This is a genomic window from Pseudoxanthomonas sp. SORGH_AS_0997 (genome assembly GCF_031453535.1).
Taxonomy (GTDB): domain Bacteria; phylum Pseudomonadota; class Gammaproteobacteria; order Xanthomonadales; family Xanthomonadaceae; genus Pseudoxanthomonas_A; species Pseudoxanthomonas_A winnipegensis.
The window spans coordinates 4,176,645-4,203,235 of sequence record NZ_JAVIZI010000001.1; the positions used below are offsets into that span (position 1 = coordinate 4,176,645).

The 26,591-nt window shown below is 70.3% G+C and carries 24 protein-coding genes, 1 pseudogene and 1 riboswitch; of the genes and pseudogenes, 18 read left to right on the top strand and 7 right to left on the bottom strand.

What is annotated here, in order from left to right; all coding sequences use genetic code 11:
* The first annotated feature begins 132 nt into the window (after window positions 1–132).
* The 4 genes from QE438_RS18220 to QE438_RS18235 all read left to right on the top strand — a co-directional run bounded on the left by QE438_RS18220 (window position 133) and on the right by QE438_RS18235 (window position 4,491).
* The gene (locus QE438_RS18220; protein WP_306993567.1) at window positions 133–1,860 is read left to right on the top strand and encodes a DUF1800 domain-containing protein; all 1,728 of its coding nucleotides are present in this window, start codon (window positions 133–135) and stop codon (window positions 1,858–1,860) included.
* 13 nt (window positions 1,861–1,873) lie between these two features.
* Window positions 1,874–3,334 carry a DUF1501 domain-containing protein gene (locus QE438_RS18225; RefSeq protein WP_306993565.1) on the top strand — a complete coding sequence of 487 codons (1,461 nt, stop codon included), beginning with the start codon at window positions 1,874–1,876 and terminating at the stop codon, window positions 3,332–3,334.
* Between the two features lie 78 nt (window positions 3,335–3,412).
* A complete protein-coding gene (gene def, locus QE438_RS18230) occupies window positions 3,413–3,940 on the top strand; it encodes a peptide deformylase (RefSeq protein ID WP_130523163.1) in 528 nt (175 codons plus the stop codon).
* A gap of 89 nt (window positions 3,941–4,029) precedes the next feature.
* Window positions 4,030–4,491, top strand: coding sequence for a DUF2501 domain-containing protein (locus QE438_RS18235; protein ID WP_286576595.1), 462 nt, complete (start codon window positions 4,030–4,032; stop codon window positions 4,489–4,491).
* Between the two features lie 289 nt (window positions 4,492–4,780).
* Here the strand turns inward: QE438_RS18235 and QE438_RS18240 are convergent, their stop codons facing one another.
* Complete coding sequence (locus QE438_RS18240) at window positions 4,781–7,198, bottom strand: membrane-bound PQQ-dependent dehydrogenase, glucose/quinate/shikimate family (protein ID WP_306993562.1); 2,418 nt, start codon at window positions 7,196–7,198, stop codon at window positions 4,781–4,783.
* Between the two features lie 303 nt (window positions 7,199–7,501).
* Here QE438_RS18240 and QE438_RS18245 point away from each other — a divergent pair, with 303 nt between their 5' ends.
* On the top strand, window positions 7,502–7,639 hold the full coding sequence (locus QE438_RS18245) for a hypothetical protein (RefSeq protein ID WP_306993560.1): 138 nt from the start codon (window positions 7,502–7,504) through the stop codon (window positions 7,637–7,639).
* Here the strand turns inward: QE438_RS18245 and ettA are convergent.
* Entirely contained in the window at window positions 7,621–9,282 is a 1,662-nt protein-coding gene (gene ettA, locus QE438_RS18250; protein ID WP_130523166.1) for an energy-dependent translational throttle protein EttA, read from the bottom strand. The genes QE438_RS18245 and ettA overlap by 19 nt on opposite strands.
* Window positions 9,283–9,519: 237 nt before the next feature.
* Here ettA and QE438_RS18255 point away from each other — a divergent pair, with 237 nt between their 5' ends.
* From QE438_RS18255 to ribD, 5 genes are all read left to right on the top strand, one after another.
* On the top strand, window positions 9,520–10,059 hold the full coding sequence (locus tag QE438_RS18255) for an RcnB family protein (protein ID WP_235872958.1): 540 nt from the start codon (window positions 9,520–9,522) through the stop codon (window positions 10,057–10,059).
* A gap of 237 nt (window positions 10,060–10,296) precedes the next feature.
* A complete protein-coding gene (gene glyA / locus QE438_RS18260; protein ID WP_306993557.1) occupies window positions 10,297–11,565 on the top strand; it encodes a serine hydroxymethyltransferase in 1,269 nt (422 codons plus the stop codon).
* A gap of 105 nt (window positions 11,566–11,670) precedes the next feature.
* Complete coding sequence (gene nrdR / locus QE438_RS18265) at window positions 11,671–12,204, top strand: transcriptional regulator NrdR (RefSeq protein WP_130515424.1); 534 nt, start codon at window positions 11,671–11,673, stop codon at window positions 12,202–12,204.
* Between the two features lie 11 nt (window positions 12,205–12,215).
* On the top strand, window positions 12,216–12,692 hold the full coding sequence (locus QE438_RS18270; protein WP_306993555.1) for a GNAT family N-acetyltransferase: 477 nt from the start codon (window positions 12,216–12,218) through the stop codon (window positions 12,690–12,692).
* Window positions 12,685–13,779 carry a bifunctional diaminohydroxyphosphoribosylaminopyrimidine deaminase/5-amino-6-(5-phosphoribosylamino)uracil reductase RibD gene (gene ribD / locus QE438_RS18275; RefSeq protein WP_306993553.1) on the top strand — a complete coding sequence of 365 codons (1,095 nt, stop codon included), beginning with the start codon at window positions 12,685–12,687 and terminating at the stop codon, window positions 13,777–13,779. Before QE438_RS18270 ends, ribD begins: the two co-directional genes overlap by 8 nt.
* Before the next feature lie 5 nt (window positions 13,780–13,784).
* On the opposite strand, the gene QE438_RS18280 is transcribed toward ribD, so the two are convergent.
* The gene (locus tag QE438_RS18280) at window positions 13,785–14,801 is read right to left on the bottom strand and encodes an NAD(P)-dependent alcohol dehydrogenase (protein ID WP_306993551.1); all 1,017 of its coding nucleotides are present in this window, start codon (window positions 14,799–14,801) and stop codon (window positions 13,785–13,787) included.
* Window positions 14,802–14,894: 93 nt separating this feature from the next.
* Between QE438_RS18280 and QE438_RS18285 the strand changes: the two genes are divergently transcribed.
* The gene (locus tag QE438_RS18285) at window positions 14,895–15,803 is read left to right on the top strand and encodes a LysR family transcriptional regulator (RefSeq protein WP_306993549.1); all 909 of its coding nucleotides are present in this window, start codon (window positions 14,895–14,897) and stop codon (window positions 15,801–15,803) included.
* 102 nt (window positions 15,804–15,905) lie between these two features.
* Here QE438_RS18285 and QE438_RS18290 read toward each other — a convergent pair whose 3' ends face one another.
* Both QE438_RS18290 and QE438_RS18295 read right to left on the bottom strand, forming a co-directional pair.
* Window positions 15,906–17,387: a S41 family peptidase gene (locus QE438_RS18290; protein WP_306993547.1), complete on the bottom strand. Its 1,482-nt coding sequence runs from the start codon at window positions 17,385–17,387 to the stop codon at window positions 15,906–15,908.
* A gap of 84 nt (window positions 17,388–17,471) precedes the next feature.
* Window positions 17,472–18,239, bottom strand: a complete 768-nt coding sequence (locus QE438_RS18295; RefSeq protein WP_306993545.1) for an AraC family transcriptional regulator — start codon at window positions 18,237–18,239, stop codon at window positions 17,472–17,474.
* A 149-nt stretch (window positions 18,240–18,388) separates the two neighbouring features.
* Window positions 18,389–18,605, top strand: a riboswitch (FMN riboswitch).
* A 132-nt stretch (window positions 18,606–18,737) separates the two neighbouring features.
* Between QE438_RS18295 and QE438_RS18300 the strand changes: the two genes are divergently transcribed.
* The 7 genes from QE438_RS18300 to QE438_RS18330 all read left to right on the top strand — a co-directional run bounded on the left by QE438_RS18300 (window position 18,738) and on the right by QE438_RS18330 (window position 24,814).
* Window positions 18,738–19,343, top strand: coding sequence for a riboflavin synthase (locus QE438_RS18300; RefSeq protein ID WP_306993543.1), 606 nt, complete (start codon window positions 18,738–18,740; stop codon window positions 19,341–19,343).
* A complete protein-coding gene (gene ribB / locus QE438_RS18305; protein WP_130515438.1) occupies window positions 19,340–20,458 on the top strand; it encodes a 3,4-dihydroxy-2-butanone-4-phosphate synthase in 1,119 nt (372 codons plus the stop codon). The genes QE438_RS18300 and ribB overlap by 4 nt, the downstream gene beginning before the upstream one ends.
* A gap of 54 nt (window positions 20,459–20,512) precedes the next feature.
* Window positions 20,513–20,980, top strand: a complete 468-nt coding sequence (gene ribH / locus QE438_RS18310) for a 6,7-dimethyl-8-ribityllumazine synthase (RefSeq protein ID WP_130515439.1) — start codon at window positions 20,513–20,515, stop codon at window positions 20,978–20,980.
* Window positions 20,977–21,450, top strand: coding sequence for a transcription antitermination factor NusB (gene nusB, locus QE438_RS18315; protein WP_130523177.1), 474 nt, complete (start codon window positions 20,977–20,979; stop codon window positions 21,448–21,450). The genes ribH and nusB overlap by 4 nt, the downstream gene beginning before the upstream one ends.
* Window positions 21,451–21,464: 14 nt before the next feature.
* On the top strand, window positions 21,465–21,878 hold the full coding sequence (locus QE438_RS18320) for a DUF2251 domain-containing protein (RefSeq protein WP_306993540.1): 414 nt from the start codon (window positions 21,465–21,467) through the stop codon (window positions 21,876–21,878).
* The gene (gene thiL / locus QE438_RS18325) at window positions 21,875–22,837 is read left to right on the top strand and encodes a thiamine-phosphate kinase (protein WP_306993538.1); all 963 of its coding nucleotides are present in this window, start codon (window positions 21,875–21,877) and stop codon (window positions 22,835–22,837) included. The genes QE438_RS18320 and thiL overlap by 4 nt, the downstream gene beginning before the upstream one ends.
* A 396-nt stretch (window positions 22,838–23,233) precedes the next feature.
* Window positions 23,234–24,814 carry a CocE/NonD family hydrolase gene (locus QE438_RS18330; protein WP_306993536.1) on the top strand — a complete coding sequence of 527 codons (1,581 nt, stop codon included), beginning with the start codon at window positions 23,234–23,236 and terminating at the stop codon, window positions 24,812–24,814.
* A 4-nt stretch (window positions 24,815–24,818) separates the two neighbouring features.
* Here QE438_RS18330 and QE438_RS18335 read toward each other — a convergent pair whose 3' ends face one another.
* Both QE438_RS18335 and QE438_RS18340 read right to left on the bottom strand, forming a co-directional pair.
* Window positions 24,819–25,205, bottom strand: coding sequence for a YraN family protein (locus tag QE438_RS18335; protein ID WP_306993534.1), 387 nt, complete (start codon window positions 25,203–25,205; stop codon window positions 24,819–24,821).
* A 10-nt stretch (window positions 25,206–25,215) separates the two neighbouring features.
* Window positions 25,216–26,439: pseudogene (locus QE438_RS18340) on the bottom strand (penicillin-binding protein activator); the annotation flags it as partial.
* Window positions 26,440–26,591: the final 152 nt, after the last annotated feature.

The window sequence follows — 26,591 nt, forward strand, 5'->3', positions numbered from 1 at the left end:
AGCTTTCGATCACCGACAACTTGGCGGACTTGACACCTATTTTGGCGTAATTTTCACTCTGTCTTGACGCCGCAGCCGACGGCGATCATCCGCCGCTTCGGGCGGATCAGGGGTGGCGCCGGGGTGCTCGACATGACGCTTGTACGCGCGGCTGCCACGCTGTGGCTGCTGCTCCTTCTGGCTGGCTGCGGCGGCGGCGGGGGCGGCGGCGGGTCGTCTTCGGCCTCGACCTCGCCCTCCACGCCGGTCACCACCCCGACCACGCCCAGCGACAAGCCGACCACCGATGCGGAGGCGGCGCGCTTTCTGACCCAGGCCAGCTTCGGCCCGACCAAAGCCGACATCGCCCGCGTGCGCCAGATCGGGTACGGCGCCTGGATCGACGAGCAGATCGACGCGTCTAAGACCGCGCCGACGCTGATGGAGCCGCACATCCTGTCCATCCCGGTGGCCAGCCTGAGCTACGCCGAGCGCCGCAACTACTGGCTGTGGCAGGCGGTGACCGCCAAGGACCAGCTGCGCCTGCGCATGGGCTTCGCGCTCAGCGAGATCTTCGTGGTCTCCGACCGCGACTACAACACGGCCAACTTCGGCCGCATCGCCAACTACCAGGACATGCTGGACAGCAATGCGTTCGGCACCTATCGCGACCTGCTGGAGAAGGTCACCCTGCACCCGGCGATGGGCACCTACCTCAGCCACATCCGCAACCGCAAGGCGGTCAGCTACAGGAATGGCCAGGGACTGACGGTCACCATCGTCCCCGACGAGAACTATGCGCGCGAGGTGATGCAGCTGTTCTCCATCGGCCTGGTCCAGCGCAACGCCGACTTCACCGTCAAGACCGATGCCTCGGGCAACACCATCCCCACCTACGACCAGGCGGTGGTGAGTGCGATGGCGCGGGTGTTCACCGGCTGGTCGATCAATGGCGCGACCAAGGACACCTTCTACAAGGGCCTGCCGGACAACGACGCCAAGCCGATGACCTGCGTGCCGGACTACCACGACGACCAGCCCAAGACCATCTTCAACGGCATCGTCATCGCCGAAGGCAACGACTGCACCAAGACGCTGGCCAAGGCGCTCGACGCGCTGGCCAGCCATGCCAACACCGCGCCCTTCATCAGCCGCCAGCTGATCCAGCGCTTCGTCACCAGCAATCCCAGCCCGGCCTACGTGGGCCGCGTGACCAAAGTGTGGGCCAGCTCCAACGGGGATCTGGGCAAGGTGATCAAGGCGATCCTGATGGACACCGAGGCGCGCACCGCGCCGGCCGCCACCGACACCAGCTACGGCAAGCTGCGCGAGCCGCTGATCCAGCTGACCACGCTGTGGCGCGCCTTCGACGCCAAGTACGTGCCGCGCGACGACGGCCAGTACGCGTTCTCCTTCGGCGCGTCCTACGACTTCAGCGTGTCGCTGGGCCAGGACTCGCTGCGCTCGCCGTCGGTGTTCAACTTCTTCTCGCCCGACGCGCGCCTGCAGGCCGCCGACGGCGTCGATGGCCTGTATGCGCCGGAGTTCGACCTGCTCAACGACTCCAGCTTCGTGAGCACCTTCAACGAGGTGTGCAACGCCGCCTGCGGCAATCTGAAGACCGCCGCGCCGACCGCGCGGACCAACGCGCCGGTGCTCGACGCCACCAGCCTGCAGGCGCTGGCCGATGCCGGCAACCACGCCGGCATGGTCGATGAGATCTCCGCGCTGCTGTTCGCCGGCAACCTGTCCGCCGACACCCGCGCCACGATGATCGACATGCTCAACAAGCTGCAGACCGAGAAGCGCAGCAGCGCCGAACGGGTGCAGTCCCTGGTCCAGCTGGCGCTGGCCTCCCCCGATTTCGTGATCCAGCGATAGGAGCCGCACGAACATGTCTCGACAGGTCAATCAGGACCGCCGGACCTTCCTGCGCTCGCTGCAGCTGATGCTGGCCGGCGGCGCCGTCGCCGCGACCCTGCCGCAGTTCGAACTGGTCGGCCGCGCGCTGGCGCAGAGTTCCACCGCGGTGGGCACCGGCAACTACCGCGCGCTGGTGTGCATCTTCCTGTTCGGCGGCAACGACTCGTTCAACATGCTCATCCCGCATGTGCAGGCCGAGTACGACGTCTATCTCAAGAGCCGCGGCGGCGTGTACGACGCGGCCGCCAACAGCCAGGGCCTGGGCATCGCCCGCGACGCGCTGCTCAAGGTCACCGACACGGCGGGCAAGGCCTGGGGCCTGCACCCGGCCTGCGCCGGCATGAAGACCCTGTTCGACAACCGCGAGCTGGCGTTCATGGCCAACGTCGGCACGCTGGTGCAGCCGACCACCAAGGCCGAGTACACCGCCAAGGCCAAGCGCCTGCCCTACAACCTGTTCTCGCACAACGACCAGCAGGCGCTGTGGATGCGCGGCGAGTCGGAACTGCGCAGTTCCAACGTCGGCTGGGGCGGCACCCTGGGCGAGCGCATCAAGGGCGCCAACAGCGGCGGCTTCACCGCGCTGCCGCCGACCATCTCGCTGGCCGGCAACAACCTGTTCCAGACCGGCACCTCGATCTCGCCCTATGTGATGTCCACCGGCGGTCCGGCGGCGCTGCGCAACTTCGAGAACGTCAACTCCACGCCCGACCGCATCCGCCGCGAGGCGCTGGCCGCGCTGGTCAAGCATCGCTACACGCCGCTGATGCAGGACCAGTACGCGCTGCAGGGCGAAAGCGCGATGCTGATCGGCAGCACCATGCGCACCGCGCTGGATGCGAACAACGGCGGCGACATCGCCACCGTGTTCCCGTCCGGCAACGGGTTGGCCTCGCAGCTGCGCATGATCGCCCGCTCGATCAAGGCCAGCCGGACCAGCGCGCTGGGGCAGAACCGGCAGATCTACTTCGCCAGCATGGGCGGCTTCGACACCCACGACGGGCAGATGGTCGCCAACGGCCAGCCGCGGCTGCTGGGGCAGGTCTCCGATGCGCTGTTCGCCTTCCGCAACGCGCTGGTGGAAATCGGCGCGCTCAACGACGTGGTCAGCTTCACCAACAGCGACTTTGCCCGCACGCTCAACAGCAACGGCAATGGCACCGACCACGCCTGGGGCGGCGTGCAGCTGATGATGGGCGGCCCGCAGTCCTCCGGCGGTCCACTGGCCGGCGGCCGCGTGTTCGGCAGCTATCCGATCCTGGAGTTGAACGGCGACCAGGCGGTCGATCGCGGTCGCATGATCCCGACCACCTCCACCAACCAGTTCGGCGCCACCTTCGCCCAGTGGATGGGTGTGGGCGCCTCGGACCTGGCGGCGATCTTCCCGGGTCTGGGCAACTTCGCCAGCCCGACGCTGGGCTTCCTGGCCTGACCCGGCGCCACGCGCCAGGTGCGGGCCGGCCGGGCCGGGCTTAAGCTCGGGGCTTCCGAAGTCGCAGGAGTCGCCCCGATGATCCGCAACATCGTCCGCATGGGAGCCCCCGTGCTGCTGGCCCGGGCCGAGCCGGTCGAGCACTTCGCCACCGGCGAGCTGCGCGACCTGGTCGATGACATGTTCCAGACCATGGACGAGGCCGGCGGCGTCGGCCTGGCCGCGCCGCAGGTGGCGGTGAGCAAGCGCGTGATCGTGTACGGCTTCGAGCACAACGCGCGCTACCCCGACGCGCCCTCGGTGCCGCGCACGGCGCTGTTCAATCCGCTCATCGAACCGCTCACCGACGAGCTGGAGGACGGCTGGGAGGGTTGCCTGTCCATTCCCGGCCTGCGCGCGGTGATTCCGCGCTATCGGCGGATCCGGGTCAGCGGCTGGAACGCCGGCGGCCAGCGCGTGGAGCAGGTCGCCGAAGGCTTCCATGCGCGCGTGATCCAGCACGAGGTCGATCACCTGGACGGCATTCTGTATCCGTCGCGGATCAAGGATTTCTCCACGTTCGGGTTCACCGACGTGCTGTTCCCGGAGATCGGCGAGGGCAAGTGAGCCGGCGCACGCCGCATGCGGCAAGGCGCGGCATTAACGCCACGCTGCTAGCCTGCGCGATCTGTCCACGGATCTTGCGAAGGTAGGTCATGAAGACGACATCCCGTTCCCTGAAGGCCGCGCTGATGCTGGGCGCGCTGGCCTTGGCCGGCGCTGTGCAGGCGCAGGATTTCAAGCAGTTGCTCAAGCAGCACACCGGCCAGGCGGCGCCGGCCGGCGGCGAGGCGGCCGGTGGCCTGGGGGCGCTGGGCGGGCTGTCGCTGCCGGCGATCGGTGGCAACACCGCCGGCAATGCGGCCGGTGTGCTGCAGTACTGCGTGCAGCGCAAGTACCTCAGCGCCGATGCGGTCAGTGGCGTCAAGGACAAGCTGCTGTCCAAGTACGGCCTGGGCGGCGCGCAGAAGCCGGAGCAGTCGCCGGACTATCAGCGCGGCCTGATGGGCGTGCTCAAGGGCGAGGGCGGGCAGTCGTTCAACCTGGACGCGGTCTCGGGCAAGCTCAAGGACAAGGCCTGCGACTACGTGCTGAACAACGCCACCAAGCTGATCTGAAGGTGGGAGCCGCCCTTGTGGCCTTTTCGGCCAATGGCGGCGATGGGACATTACCGGGAAGAGCCTATCGCCGCCGGCGACTCCCGTAGAGCGGAGCTTGCTCCGCTGCGTTTCGGCCGGATCACAGGGAAGCCCCAGCGGAGCAAGCTCCGCTCTACAGGGAGAGATGGTCGCTCCCATCCAAAACAAAGGCCGCCCGCGGAGGCTCTGCGGGCGGCCTTTGCTTTGGATGGTTGCAACGCTCGGTTTAGAACGCCGGCGCCCCGAGTGAGGGCGCCGGGAATCTCCGTCACGGCAGGGAGTAAGCCACCAGCGCGTCGCTGATCGGGGTTTCCATGAAGTGGTGACCGCCGGCCATCTGCACCACGTACTGCTTGCCGTTGACCGTGTAGGTCATCGGCGTGGCTTGGCCGCCGCCGGGCAGCACCGAGGTCCACAGCACCTTGCCGGTCTTCAGGTCGATGGCGCGCAGCAGGTTGTCGGTGGCCGCCGCGACGAACACCAGTCCACCGGCGGTGATCGCCGGGCCGCCGTTGTTGGGCGTGCCGATCTGGATCGGCAGGCCGGTCGGCAGGCCGAGCGGGCCGTTGGCGCGGGCCGTGCCCAGCGGCTGCTGCCAGATCACCTTCTGATCGTGCAGGTTGATCGCGGTGATCATGCCGTAGGGCGGCTCGTTGCACAGGGTCTTCAGGCCCGGGACCATGAAGGCCGACGCCGAGATCGCATACGGCGTGTCCTCCATCGCGCCGGGGCCTTCGGCGCCGCCCTTGCCGGGCGTGTAGCGCGGATCGTCGATCGAGTACAGGTCCTGCGCGTCGGCCTGCTTGCGCGGGATGTAGTGCTCGTACATCGGGGTGACGTTCCAGTTGGCCACCAGGATGCCGCGGGCCGGGTCGTAGGCCACGCTGCCCCAGTCGCTGCCGCCGTTGTAGCCGGGGAAGACGATCCACGGCTGCTTGAGCTGCGGCGCGGTGAACTCGCCGGTGTAATGCGCCTGGCGGAACTTGACCCGGCAATACAGCTGGTCGAACGGCGTCATGCCCCACATGGTCGATTCCTTCAGGTCCGGCATACCCAGACGCGGCATCCCGGTCGACCACGGCTGGGTGCTGGCGCGGCTCTCGCCGGGCACGGTCACCTTGGTGTCGGCCGGGCGCTCCTCGACCGGCAGCAGCGGCTTGCCGTTGCGGCGGTCGACCACGAACAGCTGGCCGCGCTTGGTCGGAATGATCATCGCCGGCACCGGCGTGCCGCTGTGGTCGGGGAAGTCCAGCAGCGTGGGCTGCGAGCCGATGTCGTAGTCCCAGGTGTCCTTGTGCACGGTCTGGAACACCCACTTCTGCTCGCCGGTGGTCGCATCCAGCGCCACGATCGAGGACGCCACCGCGTTCTCCGCCGGCGTGCGCAGCTGGTCGTAGTAGTCGGCGGCCGAGTTGCCGGTGGGGACGTAGATCAGGTTGAGCGCGTTGTCGCCGGCCATCGGGCCCCAGGAGTTGGGCGTGCCGCGGCTGTATTCCTGGCCCGGGCCGGGCTCCTGATGCCACACCGTGCCGGGATGGTTGACGTCCCAGGCCCACTTGAACGCGCCGGTCTCGGCGTCATAGCCGCGGATCACGCCCGAGGGCGCCCAGCGGCGCTGGTTGTCCAGCACCTGGTGGTTGAGCGAGATGGTGCCGTTGACCACCACCGGCGGCGAGGTCACCGCCAGCTGGCCCGGCACCGACTTGCCCATCCCGGTCAGCAGGTTGACCGTGCCCTCGCTGCCGAACTGCGCGCAGGGCTGGCCGCTTGCGGCGTCCAGTTCGATCAGGCGCATGTCCAGCGTGGCCACGATGATGCGCGCATGGCAGCTCTGGCCCTCCGGCACCGCGTTGGAGACGAAGTAGGTCACGCCGCGGCAGGCGGCGGTATAGGGCACGTTCTCGTACTTGACCCCGGAGACGAACTTCCAAATCTCCTTGCCGGTGGCCGGGTCGAGCTTGGACACGTTGTTGGTCGCCGAGCACACGTACAGCCCGTCGCCGATCATCAGCGGCGTGTTCTGCGCGCCCCACTTGTTGGTCTTGCCCGGGGGCGGCAGATCGCCGGTGTGATAGGTCCAGGCGACCTTGAGCTTGCCCACGTTCTCCGGGGTGATCTGCGCGGCCGGCGAATAGCGGGTGGCGTCGGTGTCGCGGCCGTAAGCGGCCCATTCGCTGTCGGCCTGCGCGGCGCGGGCCTTGGCGTTGTCGCCGGCGGCCAGCGGGGCCTGCGGCGCGTCATCGCCGTGTTCGACGTATTGGGTGCGGAAGACCAGCGCGAAGGCGATCGCCGCGAACACGATGCAGCCCGCCGCCGCCAGATAACCGTGCTTGCGCAGCCGGCCGGCCGACAGGCGCGGCACCATCAGCGCGACGAAGAAGCCCAGCAGGGTGATGTAGCCCATGCGCGGCACCCAGCCCCACAGGCGGGTGGCCGATTCGACCAGGGTCATCACCAGCGCGAGCAGGAACACCACGCCGTAGAGCTTGGCGCCCCACAGCCGGCCGGCGAACAGCAGCACGCCGCTGATCAGCATCAGCACGCCGTTGACCAGGTAGTACCAGGTGCCGCCCAGCGACAGCAGATAGGCCCCGGCCACGGCCAGGATCAGGCCGGAGACGGCGACGATGACAGCGACGATCTTCTGCCAGAGAGGGAGCCCGGGACGGGGCGCGGCAGTGTTCATGCACAACTCCAGATCATGGCCAGGGCCATGGTGTTTCACTCGCTGACGCCTGTCCCCAAGCGGATCGAAGGGGAGTCAGGCTGCGTCGCCGGCGAGCTGCATCTGCGGTCTTCCGTCGCACGCAGCGACGCACGGAACGCAGGACCACACGCCTTGGCGTGCGGCGCGATTCTAGGAAGGGCGCATGCGAGCGGGCCGTGAATTTTTCGACAGTTGCGACGCGGAGTTCCACTTGCATGCGTCACGCGCGCACGCCAAGAGCCGCGCCCGGCCTGGGCGCGGATGCGGTTGAGGTGAGATCCGATGCCTGGTGTGCAGCGGCAGGGCGGCGTGGGCCGCGCGCTGCTCTCGGCCCCGTTGCGTGCGCAGATCCAGGGCCCCGATGCGCCCATGGCCGCATCCAGCGGCCATGGGGCGATGCCTTACTTCAGCGCCTTGTAGCGCAGGCGCTTGGGACCGGCGTCGTCGCCGAGGCGGCGCTTCTTGTCTTCCTCGTACTCGCGGTAGTTGCCCTGGAAGAACTCCACGTGCGAGTCGCCCTCGAAGGCGAGGATGTGGGTAGCGATGCGGTCCAGGAACCAGCGATCGTGGCTGATCACGAAGGTGTTGCCCGGGAACTCCAGCAGCGCGTCTTCCAGCGCGCGCAGGGTCTCGATGTCCAGGTCGTTGGACGGTTCGTCGAGCAGCAGCACGTTGCCGCCCTGCAGCAGGGTCTTGGCCATGTGCAGGCGGCCGCGCTCACCGCCGGACAGCGAGCCGACCAGCTTCTGCTGATCCTGGCCCTTGAAGTTGAAGCGGCCGATGTAGGCGCGCGACTGGATCTCCACGCCATTGATGTTGAGGATGTCCAGGCCGCCGGAGATCTCCTGGAAGACGTTGTGGTTGCCTTCCAGCGCGTCGCGGCTCTGGTCCACGTAGGACAGCTGCACCGTCGGGCCGACGACGATCTCGCCGGAGTCCGGCTTCACCTGCCCGGTGATCATCTTGAACAGCGTCGACTTGCCGGCGCCGTTGGGGCCGATGATGCCGACGATGGCGCCCGGCGGCACCAGGAAGCTGAGATCGTCGATCAGCAGGCGGTCGCCGAACTTCTTGGAGACGTGCTTGAACTCCATCACCGCATTGCCCAGGCGCTCGCCCGGCGGGATGAAGATCTCGTTGGTCTCGTTGCGCTTCTGGTAGTCGACCGACTGCAGCTCTTCCAGTCGCGCCAGGCGCGCCTTGCCCTTGGTGCGGCCGCCCTTGGCGTTCTGCCGCGACCATTCCAGCTCCTTCTGGATCGCCTTCTGGCGGGCCTTTTCCTGGTTGTCTTCCTGCTTCAGGCGCTCTTCCTTCTGGGTCAGCCAGTCGGTGTAGTTGCCCTTCCACGGGATGCCGCGGCCGCGGTCCAGTTCGAGGATCCACTCGGCGGCGTTGTCCAGGAAGTAGCGATCGTGGGTGACGGCCACCACGGTGCCGGAGTAGCGCGCCAGGAACTGCTCCAGCCACTCCACCGACTCGGCGTCCAGGTGGTTGGTCGGTTCGTCGAGCAGCAGCATGTCCGGCTTCTGCAGCAGCAGGCGGCACAGCGCCACGCGGCGCTTCTCGCCACCGGAGAGCTTGCCGACGATGGCCTCCCACGGCGGCAGACGCAGCGCGTCGGCGGCGATGTCCAGCTGCTGCTCAAGCGTGGCGGCGTCGCCCGCGGCCAGGATCGCCTCCAGGCGCTCCTGTTCCTTGGCCAGCGCATCGAAGTCGGCGCCTTCCTCGGCATAGGCGGCGTACACCGCATCCAGCGCGGCCTGGGCCTGCAGCACCTCGCCCACGCCTTCCTCGACGGCCTGGCGCACGGTGTGTTCGGGGTTGAGCTCGGGCTCCTGGGCCAGATAGCCGACCTTGATGCCCGGCTGCGGGCGGGCCTCGCCCTCGAAGTCGGTGTCCACGCCGGCCATGATCTTCAGCACCGTCGACTTGCCCGCGCCGTTCAGGCCGAGCAGGCCGATCTTGGCGCCGGGGAAGAAGCTCAGCGAGATGTCCTTGATGATCTGCCGCTTGGGCGGGACCACTTTGGACACGCGGTTCATGGTGTAGATGTACTGCGACATGGGGTCTCCGACGAGGACGCAGCCGCGCCGTCACGCTTGGGACTTCAGGCGCGCGACGCTGGCGGGAAAGGGATGCGCACAGTATAGCGGGCCGGGCCCGGCGAGCGCCTTGGGGCCGAAACTGAACAGGGGGTGCTAGGCGTCGTGAACGGCGATTTTTGTAGCCGTTTCCAGCCAGTTTCCGTTCACTGGCCCGGCGCATCATCGCATCGTGCCTCGAAGCACTGGAGACCCCTCATGAAGCGCACGATCCTGACCCTGCTGAGCATTCCCGTCCTTGCCATGTCGCTGGCGGCCGCGCCGGCGATGGCGGACGACTGGCGCCACGGCCCGCCGGGCCCCGGCCCGGGCGCCGGCCCCGGCCCTGGCCCCGGTGGTCCGCGCGGTTGGGCCGACCGCCACGACGAGCGCCGCGATCGCCACGATCGTCGCGATGCCTACCGCGATGGCTATCGCGACGGCCGCTACAGCCGCCCGGTGGTGGTCGAGCGCAACTACTACAGCGGTGGCTACTACCGTCCTGGCCCGCCGCCGCCGCCCCCGGTGTACTACCGCCCGCCGCCGCCTCCGGTCGCCTACTACCGCCCATACGGCTATGAGCGCGGCTACCGCTACGTGAACTATTACAGCGGTCGGCCGATCGTGGTGAACGACTACGATTACTACGGCGTGCGTCGCCCGCCGCCGGGCTACCACTGGATCCGCGACGATCGCGGCAACCTGATCATGGTCGCCATCGCCACCGGGATCATCACCGACCTGCTGCTCAACCGCTGAGCCGTCGGCCGCAGGGAAGCAACAAGAGGGCGCGCCCCAACGGCGCGCCCTTTTTTTGTTTCTGTGGGAGCCGGCATGCCGGCGATGAGGCTCGACCAGCGCTCGCCAAGGCCCCACCCGCGCGGCATCCGCCCTGCGGCCGCCCACGCCGCAAGCCCCGGGCGACATGGCCTCGGGGGGCTCAGGGGCTTACAATCCGGGCCCCGCTTCGCCCGCCTGCCTGCCCCTGGAGACCCGATGTTCCCGCGTGACGTCCGCATCGAAAGCTACGATCCCGAGCTGGCCCAGGCCATCGCCCACGAGGTCCGCCGTCAGGAGGATCACGTCGAGCTGATCGCCAGCGAGAACTACACCAGCCCGGCGGTGATGGAGGCCCAGGGCAGCCAGCTGACCAACAAGTACGCCGAAGGCTATCCGGGCAAGCGCTATTACGGTGGCTGCGAATACGTGGACATCGCCGAGCAGCTGGCCATCGACCGGCTCAAGCAGCTCTTCGGCGCCGATTACGCCAACGTGCAGCCGCACAGCGGCTCGCAGGCCAACCAGGCGGTGTATTTCGCCCTGCTGCAGCCGGGCGACACCATCCTGGGCATGTCGCTGGCCCACGGCGGCCACCTGACCCACGGGGCCAAGGTCAATGCCTCCGGCAAGCTGTTCAACGCCGTGCAGTACGGCGTGGACGAGGCCGGCCTGATCGATTACGACGAGGTCGAGCGCCTGGCGCTGGAGCACAAGCCGAAGATGGTCGTGGCCGGCTTCTCGGCCTATTCGCAGGTGGTGGACTGGGCGCGCTTCCGCGCCATCGCCGACAAGGTCGGCGCCTGGTTCTTCGTGGACATGGCGCACGTGGCCGGGCTGGTCGCCGCCGGCGTATATCCGACCCCGCTGCCGCACGCGCACGTGGTCACCTCGACCACGCACAAGACCCTGCGCGGCCCGCGCGGCGGCATCATCCTGGCCAGCGCCGCCGGCGCGGGCGACAAGCTCGAGGACCTGTCCAAGAAGCTGCAGTCGATCGTGTTCCCGGGCATCCAGGGCGGCCCGCTGATGCATGTGATCGCGGCCAAGGCGGTGGCCTTCAAGGAGGCGCTGGAGCCGGCGTTCAAGACCTACCAGCAGCAGGTGGTGAAGAACGCCCAGGCGATGGCAAGCACGCTGATCGCGCGCGGCTACAAGATCGTCTCCGGCGGCACCGAGAACCACCTGATGCTGGTGGACATGATCGGCAAGGACGTGTCCGGCAAGGATGCGGAGGCCGCGCTGGGCAAGGCCCACATCACGGTCAACAAGAACTCGGTGCCGGGCGACCCGCGCTCGCCGTTCGTGACCTCTGGCCTGCGCCTGGGCACGCCGGCCATCACCACGCGCGGCTACCAGGAGGCCGACACGGTCGAACTGGCCAACTGGATCGCCGACGTGCTGGACGCGCCGAACGACGAGGCCGTGATCGCCCGCGTGCGCGAGGCGGTGACGGCGCAGTGCGGGAAGTTTCCGGTGTATGGCTGAGAAGCGGGGATTCGGGATTGGGGATTCGGGATCGGGCGTAAGCTCGTTTTCTGAAGCCGTTGCTTTTCCCAATCCCGAATCCCCAATCCCCAATCCCGGCACCTGATGCACTGCCCCTTCTGCCAGAACAGCGACACCCGCGTGATCGATTCGCGCGTGTCCGAGGATGGGGCGACCATCCGGCGGCGGCGTGAGTGCGAGGCCTGCGGCGAGCGGTTCTCCACGCTGGAAACCATCGAGCTGCGCCTGCCGGCGATCATCAAGTCCGACGGTCGGCGCGATCCATTCGACGCGCGCAAGCTGCGCCAGAGCTTCGACCGCGCGCTGCACAAGCGCGCGGTGTCCGAGGAGCAGGTCGAGGCGGCGGTGCGCGCGGTGATCCAGCAGCTGCGCCGTACCACCGAGCGCGAGCTGCCCTCGCGCCGGGTCGGCGAGTTCGTGATGGCCGAGTTGCGCAAGCTCGATCATGTGGCCTTCGTGCGCTATGCCTCGGTGTATCGCAGCTTCGAGGACGTGGCCGACTTCCGCGAGGAACTGGACCGGCTCGAGCGCGACCTGCCCGGCGAAGGCCAGCTGCCGCTGCTCGGTGGCGAGGTGCTGCCCTTCGGCAAGGCCGGCGACAAGAACAAGAAGCGCTGACCGGCGCGGCCGTGCAGATCGCGCCGCTGTGCCATCACCGGCAGCATCTGGACGAGCTGGCGCGCACGCATGTGCAGGCCTTCGGCGCACTGCTGCCGGAGTGGACCTTCGAACAGGCGCGCGACGAACTCGCCACGCATGTCGCGCCCAACGCCATCGCTAACACCTGGCTGGCGCTGGACGGCGCCGACTGGCTCGGTTCGGTGAGCCTGCTGGCCGAAGACGATCCGCGTCTGGCCGCGTACACGCCCTGGCTGGCCTCGCTGTACGTGCGCCCGGCCGCGCGTGCGCGGGGCGTGGGCGCGGCGCTGGTGCGGCACTGCGTGGCCGCCGCCGCCGCGCTGGGCGTCGCCCGCCTGCATCTGTACTGTGAGCCGGCGCGCGTGCCGTATTACGCGCGGCTGGGCTGGACACGCCTCGACCACCTGCCGCTGGGAGCGTTGCAGGTGGTGGTGATGACCATCGAACCGGGATCGCCCCATGTCTGAGTTCTCCGCCATCGACCACGCCCACATGGCCCGCGCCCTGCGCCTGGCCCAGCGCGGCGCGTGGACCACCAAGCCCAATCCCATGGTCGGCTGCGTGATCGCGCACGGCGGCGAGGTGGTGGGCGAGGGCTTCCACCAGCGCGCCGGCGAGCCGCATGCCGAGGTGTTCGCGCTGCGCGCGGCCGGGCAGCGCGCGCGCGGGGCCACCGCCTACGTCACCCTGGAGCCCTGCGCCCACCACGGCCGCACGCCGCCCTGCGCCGATGCGCTGATCGCCGCCGGCGTGGCGCGCGTGGTCGCCGCCATGCGCGATCCCTTCGCCCAGGTCGACGGCGCGGGCTTCGGCAGGCTGCAGGCCGCCGGCATCGCCGTGCAGGTCGGCCTGCTCGAGGCGCAGGCGCGCGAGCTCAACCGCGGCTTCCTGTCGCAGGTGGTGCGCGGCCGGCCATGGCTGCGGGTCAAGCTGGGCGCCAGCATCGACGGCCGCACGGCGATGGCCAGCGGCGAGTCCAAGTGGATCACCGGCGCGGCCGCGCGCGCGGACGTGCAGCGCTGGCGCGCGCGTTCCGGCGCGCTGCTGACCGGCGCACGCACCGTCATCGCCGACGACCCCGCGCTGACCGCGCGACCGGAGGAAGACCAGCCCTTCGTGGCGCCGCTACGCGTGGTGCTCGACGCCACCCTGTCCAGCCTGGCCCACACCCGCGTGCAGCAAGGCGATGCGCCCACGCTCTACCTGCACGGCCCGCAGGCCCCGCGCGTGGCCGACCACGGCCAGGTGCACTACCAGGAAGTCCCGCTGCATGAGGGCCGGCTGGATCTGCGCGCGGTGCTGACGGTGCTGGCCCAGCACCGGATCAACGAGGTCCAGGTCGAGGCCGGCGCCACCCTGTCCGGCGCGCTGCTGGCCGCCGGCCTGGTCGACGAGCTGCTGCTCTACCAGGCGCCGACCCTGCTCGGCGACGCCGCCCGGCCGCTGCTGCACCTGGGCCTGGCCAGCCTGGCGCAGCAGCATCGCCTGCGCGTGATCGACCAGCGCCAGGTCGGCGCGGACCTGCGCCTGCTGCTGCGGCCGGACGCGCCCTGAGCGCGTCAGCGGGCGAAGTCGATCGCCAGCTTGCCGAAGTGACCGCCCGAGGCCAGGGCCTGCAAGGCCTGGCCCGCCTGGTCGAAGCCGTACACCGCATCGATCACCGGCTCCAGTCCGATGGCTTCGATGGCGGCGACCATGCGCTCGTGCGCTTCCAGCGATGCGACCGAAATGCCCTGCACGCGTAGCCGCTTCAGGATCACCTCGCTCAGCGCCAGACCGGCCTGACTGCCGCCCAGGAAGCCGATCACCCCGACGAACCCGTGCATGCGCGTGGCCTGGATCGACTGCGCCAGCGTGCTGGCGCCGACCGTCTCGACCACCGCATCGACGCCATGCCCGCCGGTCAGCTCGCGCACGCGCGCGGCCCATTGCGGAAGCGCGGTGTAGTTGATGCCCGCGTCGGCGCCCAGGCGCGCGGCACGGGCGAGCTTTTCGTCGCTGGAGGAGAGCACGATCACGCGCGCGCCCCTGGCCTTGGCCATCTGCAGGGCGAACAGCGACACGCCGCCGGTGCCCAGCACCAGCACGGTCTGCCCGGCGGTGATGCGCGCCTGTTCGAGGGTCTGCCAGGCGGTGAGCGCGGCGATCGGCAGCGTGGCCGCCTGGACGCTGGACAGCCCCGCGGGGGCGGGCGCCAGCGAATAGGCATCCAAGCAGGCCAGCTCGCGCAGGACGCCAGGGCATGGGCCGCCAAGATCGGCGCCCTCCCATTCCGGGCGCATCCGTCCGGCCAGCCAGCGCGCCTTGTAGAAGGTCGTCACCCGGTCGCCGGGCTTGAAGCGGGTGACCGCCTGGCCTACCTCCAGCACCGTCCCGGCGCCATCGGAGATCGGCACGATCGGCAACTGCACGTTGCGATAGAGCTGGCCGGTGGCCAACAGCAGGTCGCGGTAGTTGAGCGAAGCGGCTTCGAGCCGGACCAGCACTTCGTGCGGTCCGGGGCGCGGGTCGGGGGCGTGGGCGTGGGCGATCTGCAGCTGGTCCAGGCCGAAGGCGGTGAGCAGGTACTGGCGCATGCGAGGGACTCGATGGTGGCAAGGGAGACGGCACCGTATGCCTGTGCGCCCAAGGCGTGAATCCATGCCAAAGGCATTTATCATGTTCACTCAATGAACGAATCGAGCACCCTGGCGCCAGCCCAGCTGCGCGCGCTGCGCAGCTTCGCCGCCGCCGCGCGCACCCTGAACTTCTCCCGCGCCGCGCGCGAGGTCGGCTGCACGCCATCGGTGCTCAGTCGGCGCATCGCCGCGCTGGAGGACAGCGTCGGGACCAGGCTGTTCCTGCGCACGACCCGACGCATGGCGTTGACCGAGCACGGCGTGCGCCTGCTGGCGCAATGCCAACGCCTGGAGGCGGCACTGGCCGACATGGCGCTCGCCCTGCAGCCGCGGTCGCGGGGCGCCAGCGGGCATCTGCGCCTGCAGGTGCCGGCAAGCTATGGCCGCTACCGCCTGGCGCCGCTGCTGGCCGACTTCATGCGTGCCCATCCCGGGATCGCGCTCGACGTCGCCTACGACGACGCCTTTGTCGATCTGGTCGCCGGCAAGGTCGATCTGGCCGTACGCGTCGGTCGCCTGGACGACGCGCGGCTGGTGGCCCGGCGCGTGAGCACGATGCACCGCTACCTGTGCGCCTCGCCGGATTACCTGGCCAACGCGCCCGCGTTGCTCGAGCCATCCGATCTTCGGGCCCATCGCTGCATCGCGTTCGACGGCCTGCGCACCGGTACGCTGTGGCAGTTCCACCGCCAGCGTCAACGCCGCTCGGTCCGCATCACGCCGGTGATGACCTGCAACGACGCGCAGGCCGCGCGCGATGCGGCCCTGGCCGGCGTGGGCATCGCCCTGCAGGCGGACTACATGTCCGATGCGCTGGTCGCGCAGGGACGGCTGGTACCGGTGTTGACCGACTGGCCGGTGAGCGACTCGCCGGTGCACCTGCTGTGGCTGCCGGGCGCGGACCGCCAGCCGGCGCTGCGCCTGCTGATCGATGCGCTGGTGGCCGCCATGGCCGACTAAGCGCGCGACCTGGGCTGGCGCAGGCCACGATGCGGCGGCGCGACGTTCACCGCGAACGGCATGCGGCGCCCTCGACGATGCCGCGAAGGCGTCGCTACGGTGTCATCCGCCGCCGTGGTGCGCGCGCCAGTCGGTGCCGACGGTCTGCAGCAGGCGCCAGGCGCGGGCGCGGTCGCTTTCGCCGGACTGCGGCAGCACCGGCAGGTCGGGCGCGATGCCGGCGACTTCGTCGCTGCCATCGGCACGCAGGCGCACGCAGTCCGGCATGCGCAAACGCAGACTGGAATGCGGCAGCACCACCGGTTTGGACTTGCCCATGAAGCCGCAGCCATCGCCGCCGGTGCGCACGCCGACGGTGCGGGCGATGCCGTTGTCGTGCATGCGCGCGGCGAACATTTCCGCCGACGAATAGGTCCTGGCATCGGTCAACACGTACACCGGGCCGGTCCATGCGCCCCAATGGGCGCGCACGTCCTGCGCCCAGTTCAGCCGATGCGCGATGGTCATGTCGGCGATCGCATCGGCCGGCAGGTAGTCCAGCGGGCCGCCGGAGCTGCCGGCCTCGACCAGACGCCGGCACGGCATCGCGTTCCAGTCCCGTCGTTCGCTCCACGTCCACGACAGATCGCATGGCGCGTCACCGGCGCTGCGCCTGGACTGCTGGAAGGCGGCGATGGATTGGCGCAGCAGGCGGCGCGAGGCGGGATCGGGATGATGCTCCTGCAAGGCACCGGTCAGTCGATGCAGCTGTTCGTCCAGATACGCCGTGCCCGCCGGCGATTGGCTGACCAGCAATGGCGCCGAATGGACCGGCCTGGTCGTGAACAGGCGCGTCAGGACATCGCCGCTGTCGTTGCCGCCCGGGTCGTTGCCGACATCGACCAGCACCAGGTCCGCCTTGGCGGCGGCGAAACCCTGCAAGGCGGTGGCAACCGCGTCGGCCAGGGCGTCCATCAGCGCGTCGCGCATGTCGTCGGCAGAGTCCTCGGACCGCAATTGCTGCCAGACCTGGCGGCACAGGCCGAGGTAGGCGGTGGGGGCGAACTCCGGCAGGCGCAGCAGGCCGACGCGCTGGCCTTGCGGCGTCGTCAACAGGCCCGTGCGCAGCGGCTGATCCATGCCGTCGGACAGCAGCTTGAACCCGGGCAGGGATTCGAACGGCAGCGAGAACCCCGGGTGCCCACCGGCGCCCACGCCCAGGGCTGCGCAGCCCGATGCCGCGTCGGCGGCGGTGAGGTCCACGCTGGCCGGTTCGGCCGCTGCGGCCCCGGTCTGCAACGTGGTCAGAAACGAGAAATGCCCGTCGTGGAAACCGGCGACGAAAGCGCGGATCGCCTGTTCTGCCTGGGCGTCGTTCTCCGCGCTGTCCAGCGCGCGCCGGGTCTGGCGGTCCAGTGCGGGCAGGTCGACGCCGCTTTGGGTCGAGCCGATCCAGGCCAGATTGGCGTAGTCGCGCTCCAGGGCCTGTTTCAGGGTGGCGTAGTCGGCCCGCCAGGCATCGCGGTCGAAGTCGGGGGCGGCCAGCGCGCACAGCGGGACGGCGGCGAACAGGAGCGCAGGCAGGACGCGGCGGACACGGAACATGGTCGGCAATTCCCGAAAGGATGCGGCGATCCTGGCGCCTGCCGCCGTGCCTGTCTTGCAGCGGCGAAGCGTTTTTGTCTGCGCTTAGCGCCGCTCGCGGCGGAAGCGCGACGGTGGCACGCCATAGGCGGCGCGGAAGCTGCGGCTGAAGTGCGCCTGGTCGGCGAAACCGCAGTCGGCGGCGATCGTGGCCAGCGGGCGACTGGTCTCGCGCAGCAGCCGCGCCGCTTCGGCCACACGCAGTTGCCGCACCATGTCGCCCACACTGCGGCCGAACGCCGCGCGGAAGCTGCGCGCGACATGCACCGGGTGGTGCTGCAGCGCCTGCGCCATGTCCTCCAGCGCGAAGCCGGAGCAGGCGTGCGCATGCACGTACTCGCGTGCGCGCTGCAGCCACGGCTCGACGCGCACGGGCGCCGCGGCGTGGCGGGCGAACTCGGCCAGCGCCTCCATCGCCAGCCCCTCGGCGGCCAGCCGCGCGGCGCTGTCCGCCGGGTCGGCGCACAGTTCCGCGCGCAGGCGGCGCGCGATCGCCGCCAGCTGGACCGAGCCGGTGAACGGCGCCTCGGTGAGCGGCAGGTGCCCACGCAGATAGTCCAGGGTGCCCGCACGCGGATCGAGCAGGATCTTCACGGCGCCCGTGTCGGCGAAGGTCTGCGCGTGCGGCTCGTCGGCCGGGCAGAACATCATCTCGCCGGGGCGGTGCCAGTCGGCGCGGCCGCGGATGCGCTCCTGGTAGCCGCCGTCGACGACCAGGCAGAGTGAGGGGCGATCATGATGGTGCGCCTGCATCGCGCCGTTGGCGGCGTAGCGCATCAGGCGCATCTGCGAGAACCAGGAAGAAGGCGGCATCGGCAGGCAGGCGCGGTTCGGCGGGTCGCAAGACGCCGGTCATGCGCCGGCACAGCCGCACTGTACACCGCGTCATCGGCACACTGCGTGCCGCCGGGGCCGGCGGCCGCGGCGCTATACTGCGCGCGCCGGTTCGCCGGCATCCTTAAGAACGTCTTCAGGGCGGGGTGAGATTCCCCACCGGCGGTAGATGCGCCATCGGCGCATGAGCCCGCGAGCGCTGGGGTTGGTGGGTCCCTCTCGAGAGCGCGTCTCTCCGCTTGCGGACTTCACGCCTGCCACAGGTCAGCAGATCCGGTCCGATGCCGGAGCCGACGGTTGGCGCAGCCTTGCCGCGCCAGAGAGTCCGGATGAAAGAAGACGACCCGCATCGCGGCCCTTGGGCTGCGCGCGGGTCATGGCCTTGTGGCGTTTTTCGCTTTCCACTTTGCGAGAAACGTTGATCATGAATCAGAGTAGTGCGTGTATTGCCGCCCTCCTGCCGCAGGAGGTGCGCTGATGTTCACCGGCATCATCGAGGGCGTCGGCCGTCTCGCCGCGGCCACCCCCATCGGCGGCGATACCCGCTTCAGCTTCGAGGTCGGCACGCTGCCGTTCGACGCGGTGCAGCTGGGCGAGAGCATCGCGGTCAACGGCGTCTGCCTGACCGTGATCGCCTTCGATGCGACCAGCTTCCAGGCCGATGCCTCGACCGAGACGCTGTCGCTGACCACGCTCGGCCAGCTGCCGGTCGGCGCGGCGCTGAACCTGGAGCGCGCGATGCGCCCGACCGATCGCCTCGGCGGCCACCTGGTCAGCGGCCATGTCGATGGCCTGGGCCGGGTGCTGTCGGTGCACGAGGACGCGCGCGCGCAGCGCTGGCGCTTTGCGGCGCCGGCCGCACTGCTCAAGTACATCGCCAGGAAGGGCTCGATCTGCGTCGATGGCGTCAGCCTGACCGTCAACGAAGTCGATCCGGAAGGCTTCGAAGTGGCGCTGATCCCGCACACCGTGGCGCATACCCGCTTCGCGCAGACCGGCGTGGGCGATGCGGTGAATCTGGAGATCGACCTGGTCGCCCGCTACGTCGAACGCCTGCTGGGCGAGCGCGGAGCCGCGCTGTGAACTTCGCGCCCATCCCCGAGATCCTGGAAGACATCCGCCAGGGCCGCATGGTCGTCATCGTCGACGACGAGGACCGCGAGAACGAAGGCGACCTGATCATGGCCGCCGAGCTGGTCAAGCCCGCGGACATCAACTTCATGGTCACCCATGGCCGCGGCCTGGTGTGCCTGCCGCTGACCCGCGAGCGCGCCGCGCAGCTGGGCCTGGCGCCGATGGTCCAGGCCAACACCGCCCAGTTCCAGACCAACTTCACCGTCAGCATCGAGGCCGCCGAGGGCGTCACCACCGGCATCTCGGCCTACGACCGCGCCCACACCATCCGCACCGCGGTCAAGCCCGACGCCAAGCCGGCCGACCTGCACCAGCCGGGCCACATCTTCCCGCTGATCGCCCAGCCCGGCGGCGTGCTCACGCGCGCCGGCCACACCGAGGCCGGCGTGGACCTGGCCATGCTGGCCGGCCTGGAGCCGGCCGGCGTGCTGGTGGAGATCCTCAATGCCGACGGCAGCATGGCGCGCCGCCCGCAGCTGGAGGTGTTCGCACGCGAGCACGGGCTGAAGATGGGCTCGATCGCCGACCTGATCGCCTACCGCCTGGCGACCGAACACACCGTCGAGCGCGTGGACGAACGCGACATCGACACCGAGTTCGGCCCGTTCCGCCTGGTCACCTACCGCGACCGCATCGCCCGCGAGCTGCACTTCGCCCTGGTCAAGGGCGCGCCGCGGGCCGAGGTGCCGACGCTGGTGCGCGTGCAGGTGGAAAACCCGCTGGCCGACCTGCTGCACTGGCGACGCGAGGACTTCGGCGTGGCCGCCACCGACGCGCTGCGCGCCATCGCCGCCGAAGGGCAGGGCGTGATGGTAGTGCTGTCGGCCCCGCGCGATTCCGACGCCCTGCTGGCGCGCCTGCTGCAGCAGCCCGCGCCGCGCGCGCCGGGCAAGGACAAGGACGTGGGCCAGTGGCGGCGCAACGGCGCCGGCGCCCAGATCCTGGCCGATCTGGGGCTGGGCAAGCTGCGCGTGCTCGGCACCCCGCGCCGCCAGGTCGGCCTGGCGGGGTATGGGCTGGAGATCGTGGAGACGGTGGAAGTCCCGCCGCCCGCCCGTGGCTGAGGCCGGCCTGCCCGCGCCTGATAAACTGTCCGACCCTCGATCCGCACGATTCCCATGACCCACTACGAAGGCGACCTGCGCACGGTCGGCGGTGCGCGTTACGCGATCATCGCCAGCCGCTGGAATGCGCGCATCACCGATGCGCTGGTGGCCGGCGCGCGCAAGGAGCTGGCCGGCAACGGCGTGGCCGAGGACGCGATCGATGTGATCCGCGTGCCGGGCGCGTGGGAGATCCCGGTGGTGGCCGCGCGCCTGGCGGCCGGCGGCGGGCATGCGGCGATCATGGCGCTGGGCTGCGTGATCCGCGGCGACACCCGCCACTACGAACACGTGGCCGACGGCTGCGCCGAAGGCCTGATGCGCGTGCAGCTGGACTACCGCCTGCCGGTGCTCAACGGCGTGCTGGCGGTCGAGGTGGCCGAGGACGCCGAGGCGCGCGCCGGCGGCAGCCACGGCAACAAGGGCGAGGAAGTGGCCCTGGCCGCGGTGGAAATGGTCAATCTGCTGGAGAAGCTGGCATGAGCCGTCCCGGTCCGCGTCGCGGCGATGGGGTCGATCCGGTCCTGCGCGCGCGTGCGCGCCGGCGTGCGCTGCAGGCGATCTACGCCTGGCAGCTGGCCGGCGGCACCACGCAGGCGGTGATCGCCCAGTTCGCCCACGAACAGGCCCACGAAGTGGCCGACCTGGAGTACTTCGAGGACCTGGTGCGCGGCGTCATGGCCCACCATGCCGAACTCGACCAGGCCCTGCTGCCGCACCTGGACCGCAACGTGGCCGAGGTCGACCAGATCGAGCGCGCGGTGCTGCGCATCGCCGCCTACGAGCTGCGCCACCGCATCGACGTGCCGTATCGCGTGGTGATCAACGAGGCCATCGAGACGGCCAAGCGCTTCGGCTCCGAACACGGCCACACCTACGTCAACGGCGTGCTGGACCGCGCCGCGCTCGAGTGGCGCCCGGCCGAGGCCAAGCATCCGCGCGCGGGCAAATAAGCCGGGCCCGTTCCGTGGCATTCAACGTGTTCGTGGAGGCCAGGGAAACGGTCAGCGTCGGCGGCGGCGTCTTCCTGTCCGATGCGGCGGTGGAGCAGCCCTTCTCGGTGGTCTTCGAGGACGACGGCGAAACCGGGTATTTCTACGCGCACCGCTGGAACTCCGCGCTGGCGTTATGGGAGATCGTCGATGCGCTGCATGTCTACAACGTCGAGGACGTGGTGGATCGCCAGGTCCCCGCGGAAGTGAAGATCGGCTGGTCGCGCGACGACGCCAAGGCGGTGCTGTTCATCAACGACCAAGCGCAGGCCGCATTCGATTTCCCGGGGAAGTGCGGCTATTGCCGCAGCGAATTCCCGGCACCTGCGCGCGAGTCCGGGTGGAGGCGCCCGGCCTGGAGCGAAGAGGTCGAGGGGTTGTTCGCTTGACCGCCTCGCCGGCCGGATCCGAGTTCGACCTGATCGCGCGCATCCGTGCGCGCGCCGGCACGCGCGACGACGTGGTGCTGGGGATCGGCGACGATGCCGCGCTGCTGGCGATGCCGCCGGGCATGGCGCTGGTGGTCACGGCCGATACGCTCAATGCCGGCGTACATTTTTTCCCCGACGTGGCGCCCGCCGACCTGGGCTGGAAGGCGCTGGCGGTGAATCTCTCCGACCTCGCCGCGATGGGCGCCAAACCCGCGTGGTGCACGCTGTCGCTGTCCCTGCCGCAGGCCGATCCGGCCTGGATCGATGGCTTCCTCGATGGTTTCTGCGACCTGGCCGCGCGCCACGGCATCGCCCTGGTCGGCGGCGACACCACGCGCGGGCCGCTGTCGGTGTCGATCACGGCGATGGGCCATGTCGAGGCCGGCCATGCGCTGCGCCGCGACGGCGCGCAGGTGGGTGACGAGATCTGGGTGACCGGCACGCCGGGCGATGCGGCGGCGGCGCTGCAGTCGCTGCTGTCCGGCGCTGCGGTCGAGCGGGCCCTGCGCGCGCGCCTGGACCGGCCCACGCCGCGCGTGGAAGCCGGACGCGGGTTGCTGGGCCTGGCCAGCGCCTGCGTCGACATCTCCGACGGACTGCTGGCCGACCTGGGCCATCTGTGCCAGCGCAGCGGCGTCGGCGCGCAGGTGCAGCTGGAACAGCTGCCGGTCTCGCGCGCGCTGGCGGCCTTCCGCCCGCAGCTGCGCTGGGCCTGGCAGGCCGGCGGCGGCGACGATTACGAGCTGTGTTTCACCGCCGCGCCGACGCGCGCCGACGAGGTGCAGGCGGTACTGGATTTCGCCGGCGTGACCGGTGCGCGCATCGGCCGCATCGTCGCGGGGCAAGGCGTGCAGGCCCTCGACGCCGCCGGCGCGCCCTGGCAGGCGCCGCGCGTGGGATACGACCACTTCGGTTGAAGCCCGAGGGCGGGGTCGGGCGCACGTTTTCTCGCTCGGTGGGAGCCGCCATGGCGGCGGTAAGGCCTTCCCCGTAAAGCCCCATCGCCGCCATGGCGGCTCCCCCTGTAGAGCGGAGCTCGCTCCGCTGGGGCCTTCCCCATGAACCGAATGAAGCGCAGCGGAGTCCCCAAAAGGGGATTGCCACAAGCTCCGCTCTACAGGCAGGCCGTTGCGAGATTTGAGGAGACAGTCGCTCCCACCGGGCCGGCTCCCACACTGGCCCCGTGCTGCGCTGCAGCTTGGCTGCCTCCATACGCGCAAGTACGGTGTCCTGGCCGCCCGCGGCGGGCGGCATTCGAACACCACGGCCGGCCTGCGTTCGCGGCGACCGGCCCTTGCCTGGGAGGGCGTTCCATGCACGGATTCACGCGGCGGGTTGGGCTGTTGCTGGTGCTGTGTCTTTGTTCGGTGACGGCGTGGGCAGGCGGCTTCAACAAGACCTACGAACGCATCGCCAGTTTCGACGGCACCGAACTGGGCGCAATGGTGCTGGTGCCGACCGGGCAGGGCAGCGGGCCGTTCCCGCTGGTGGTGATGCCGGCCAGCTGGTCGCTGCCCAACCTGGAATACGTCGGCCGCGCCACCCAGATGGCGAGCCAGGGCTATGTGGTGGTGAGCTACACCTCGCGCGGCTTCTGGGACTCGACCGGGCAGATCGACGTGGCCGGGCCGGCCACGGTGGAGGACGTGAGTTCGGTGATCGACTGGGCGCTGGCGCATACCGCCGCCGACCCGGCGCGCATCGGCGTCTCGGGCATCTCCTACGGCGCCGGCACCAGCCTGCTGGCCGCCGCGCGCGATCCGCGCATCAAGGCGGTGGCCGCGCTCAGCGGCTGGGCCGACCTGGAGGCCTCGCTCTACGCCAACCAGACCGTGAGCCAGCAGGCGGTGCTGATGCTGGCCGCCACCGGCAGCCTGACCGGCCGGCCCGGGCCGGACCTGCAGACGATCACCGCGAAGGTGGCCCTGGGCGACTTCGACGGCGCGGTGAACGGCTTCCTGCCGCAGGCCGCCAGCCGCGGCGCGGTGCATGAGGTGGCGCAGATCAACCGCAACGGCACCGCGGTGCTGCTGGCCAATGCCTTCAACGATGGCCTGTTCCCGCCCAGCCAGTACGTGGCCTTCTACAACCAGCTGACCGGCCCGCGGCGCCTGATCTTCAGCCAGGGCGACCACGCCACGGCCGAACTGCCGGGCGCGCTGGGCCTGCCCAATGCGGTCTACGACGAGGCGGTGGCGTGGTTCGACCACTTCCTCAAGGGCCAGGCCAACGGCGTGGACGGGCGCGGCTCGGTGCGGCTGACCAGCATCGGCGGGCGCAACCTGGACTACGGCAGCTGGGCGCAGGTGCAGGCCGATCCGGTGGTCTACGGCCTGGGCCGGCCCACCGGCCTGCTGCGGCCGACCGGCACGCTGTCCAGCGGCGATGCCACCGGCTGGAGCGCCTCCATCCTGACCGGGATCCCGACCCTGGCCGATTCGGGTGTTGTCATGCTCAGCGGCTTGCTGCAGGCGTTCGGCCAGCCGATGAAGACCTCGATCCCGCTGGTCAGCCGCGTCGGCGGCGCGGTGTGGTCCGGGCCGGTGCTCGAGCGCAATCGCGTGCTGGCCGGGGCGCCGAGCCTGCGCGTGACGGTCACGCCCAGCCAGTCGCACGTGACCCTGATGGCCTACCTCTACAGCATGGATGCCCTGGGCACCGGCACGCTGCTCAGCTACAAGCCCTACAGCCTGCGCGACGCGGTGCCGGGCCAGGCGCGCACGCTGGAGATCGGCCTGGAAGCGGCCGCCGCCGAAATCCCGGCCGGCAGCCGCCTGGTCCTGGCGATCGACACGCTCGACCCGCGCTACACCGACGCCACCGATGTCGGCGGCAGCGTGGCCTTCGGTTCGCCCACCGCGGCGCCGTCGCGCTTGAGCGTGCCGCTGCGCTGAGGCCCTAGGCCTCGTCGGCGCGAAAGGCGTCGCGCAGCCAGGTCAGCTGGGGGTTGGCGGGATCGCCGTGCGCTTCGACCACGTCGAAGCGGCACGGCAGGCTGGCCCAGCGCGGATGCTGGGCCAGATACAGCTGGGCCGCGTGGACCAGCTTGCGGCGCTTGGCCGTATCGACCGAGGCCGCGCCGCCGCCGAAGGCGCTGGCCCCGCGGTAGCGCACCTCCACGAACACCAGACAGGCGCCGCCGCGCGCGGCCGCGTCGTGCATCACCAGATCCAGTTCACCGCCACGGAAGCGGACATTGGCGGCGATCAGGCGCAGGCCGTCGCGTTCCAGCAGCACGCGGGCGGCGGCTTCCGCCGCCGCACCGCGCGCCTGACGCTCGGCCATGGGCGTTGGCTCAGCCGCCGGCGATCGGCACCGGCACGCCGCCGCTGAAGGTCGCCCAGGCCGGCGCGCGCAGCACGGTGCCGAAGCCATCCAGGGTCAGCGTGCCGGTCGCGCCGCGCACGTCGGCGTTGGCGTTGCCGACCAGGCGCGGCAGGTAGGCCGCCAGCTGCCAGGCGTCGTAGCCGAAGGCGAACAGGCGCGCCGCGCCGCCGCGGGCGGTCGGCAGCGTGGCCGCCACGGTCGCGGCCGAGGGCAGGCCGGTGACGCCGTTGGCCGACCAGGTCTCGGTCGGGTAGATCACCCCATCGAGCACGTTGTCTTCCTCCGGCTTGCCGGTGCCTTGCACCAGCAGCGAGGTACCCACCCGGGTCTTGCCGCCCAGTCCGGCCAGGGCCAGCTGCGGGGTCAGCACGCGCGCGGTCGAGCCGCGCACGGCCAGGAAGATCGCATCGATGTTCTTGCCCGCGGCCGCCGCCAGCGGCGCGGACAGGTCGGCGGGCGCATCGCCCACGGTCATCACGTCGGCGACCACGCCGCCGCCTTCGCTGAAGCGCTTGCCGAAGGCATCGGCCGCGCGCCGGCTGCTCTCGTCGCTGCCGCCGATGATCAGCACGCGCTTGCGCTCGAGCTTGAGCAGGTAATCGGCCACGCTCACGCCCTCGGCCTCCGGCGCCAGCGAGAAGCTGGCCGCGCCCTGCGGCGGCTCCAGTTCGCCGCGATTGAGCGCCAGCACCGGCACGCTCAGGTTGCCCTGGCGGAACAGCGCATCGACCTGTTCGCGCCCCAGCGGGCCGACCACCAGCTCGGCGCCGTCGGCGACCGCGCGCGCATAGGCGCTGGTGGCATCGGCCGGACTGCTGGCGGTGTCGTAGAAGCGGATCTCCGGACGGCGGCGGTGTTCGCCGTAGTAGCCGGCCAGCAGGCCGTCGCGCACCGGCGCGGCGGCGGCGCTCAGCGGGCCGGACAGCGGCAGCAGCACGGCCAGCTTCTGCGGCGGGCGGTAGCCATCGCGCTCGGCCGGCGGGCGGCCGTTGGCGTCGAAGTTCCACTTGCTGCCGTGGTCGAACGGATGCGGCAGCGGCAGCTTGCGCTCCAGCAGGGCGTTGCCGGCCAGCGGATAGAGCGGATCGCCTGGCGGCAGCGCGGTGGCCTCGCGGGTCAGCGTGGCGTTGTCCAGCTCGGCCAGCAGCGCCTGGATGCGCCGGGTGTTGTCGCTCAGGGCCTGGCCGCTGAGGCCGGGACGCTGGGCGGCCAGCTGCTGGGCCTGGATGAAGGCCGCGTTCTGTTCGGCGCGCGTGGCGGTGCCCGCGCTCGGGGCCACCTGCGTGGTGGCGCAGCCGACCAGGAGCAGGCCGAGCAGGGCCGGGGCGAACAGCAGGGCAGTGC

What these genes read in the sequence shown, in the direction of transcription:
- QE438_RS18280 (WP_306993551.1), bottom strand. Translation starts at nt 14,801, where the DNA reads ATGCGCCAGTACCTGCTCACCGCCTTCGGCCTGGACCAGCTGCAGATC.
- def (WP_130523163.1), top strand. Translation starts at nt 3,413, where the DNA reads ATGATCCGCAACATCGTCCGCATGGGAGCCCCCGTGCTGCTGGCCCGG.
- ribH (WP_130515439.1), top strand. Translation starts at nt 20,513, where the DNA reads ATGACCCACTACGAAGGCGACCTGCGCACGGTCGGCGGTGCGCGTTAC.
- QE438_RS18335 (WP_306993534.1), bottom strand. Translation starts at nt 25,205, where the DNA reads ATGGCCGAGCGTCAGGCGCGCGGTGCGGCGGCGGAAGCCGCCGCCCGC.
- glyA (WP_306993557.1), top strand. Translation starts at nt 10,297, where the DNA reads ATGTTCCCGCGTGACGTCCGCATCGAAAGCTACGATCCCGAGCTGGCC.
- QE438_RS18245 (WP_306993560.1), top strand. Translation starts at nt 7,502, where the DNA reads ATGCCTGGTGTGCAGCGGCAGGGCGGCGTGGGCCGCGCGCTGCTCTCG.
- QE438_RS18235 (WP_286576595.1), top strand. Translation starts at nt 4,030, where the DNA reads ATGAAGACGACATCCCGTTCCCTGAAGGCCGCGCTGATGCTGGGCGCG.
- QE438_RS18285 (WP_306993549.1), top strand. Translation starts at nt 14,895, where the DNA reads ATGAACGAATCGAGCACCCTGGCGCCAGCCCAGCTGCGCGCGCTGCGC.
- nrdR (WP_130515424.1), top strand. Translation starts at nt 11,671, where the DNA reads ATGCACTGCCCCTTCTGCCAGAACAGCGACACCCGCGTGATCGATTCG.
- nusB (WP_130523177.1), top strand. Translation starts at nt 20,977, where the DNA reads ATGAGCCGTCCCGGTCCGCGTCGCGGCGATGGGGTCGATCCGGTCCTG.
- QE438_RS18225 (WP_306993565.1), top strand. Translation starts at nt 1,874, where the DNA reads ATGTCTCGACAGGTCAATCAGGACCGCCGGACCTTCCTGCGCTCGCTG.
- ettA (WP_130523166.1), bottom strand. Translation starts at nt 9,282, where the DNA reads ATGTCGCAGTACATCTACACCATGAACCGCGTGTCCAAAGTGGTCCCG.
- QE438_RS18295 (WP_306993545.1), bottom strand. Translation starts at nt 18,239, where the DNA reads ATGCCGCCTTCTTCCTGGTTCTCGCAGATGCGCCTGATGCGCTACGCC.
- QE438_RS18330 (WP_306993536.1), top strand. Translation starts at nt 23,234, where the DNA reads ATGCACGGATTCACGCGGCGGGTTGGGCTGTTGCTGGTGCTGTGTCTT.
- QE438_RS18290 (WP_306993547.1), bottom strand. Translation starts at nt 17,387, where the DNA reads ATGTTCCGTGTCCGCCGCGTCCTGCCTGCGCTCCTGTTCGCCGCCGTC.
- QE438_RS18300 (WP_306993543.1), top strand. Translation starts at nt 18,738, where the DNA reads ATGTTCACCGGCATCATCGAGGGCGTCGGCCGTCTCGCCGCGGCCACC.
- ribD (WP_306993553.1), top strand. Translation starts at nt 12,685, where the DNA reads ATGTCTGAGTTCTCCGCCATCGACCACGCCCACATGGCCCGCGCCCTG.
- QE438_RS18220 (WP_306993567.1), top strand. Translation starts at nt 133, where the DNA reads ATGACGCTTGTACGCGCGGCTGCCACGCTGTGGCTGCTGCTCCTTCTG.
- QE438_RS18240 (WP_306993562.1), bottom strand. Translation starts at nt 7,198, where the DNA reads ATGAACACTGCCGCGCCCCGTCCCGGGCTCCCTCTCTGGCAGAAGATC.
- QE438_RS18255 (WP_235872958.1), top strand. Translation starts at nt 9,520, where the DNA reads ATGAAGCGCACGATCCTGACCCTGCTGAGCATTCCCGTCCTTGCCATG.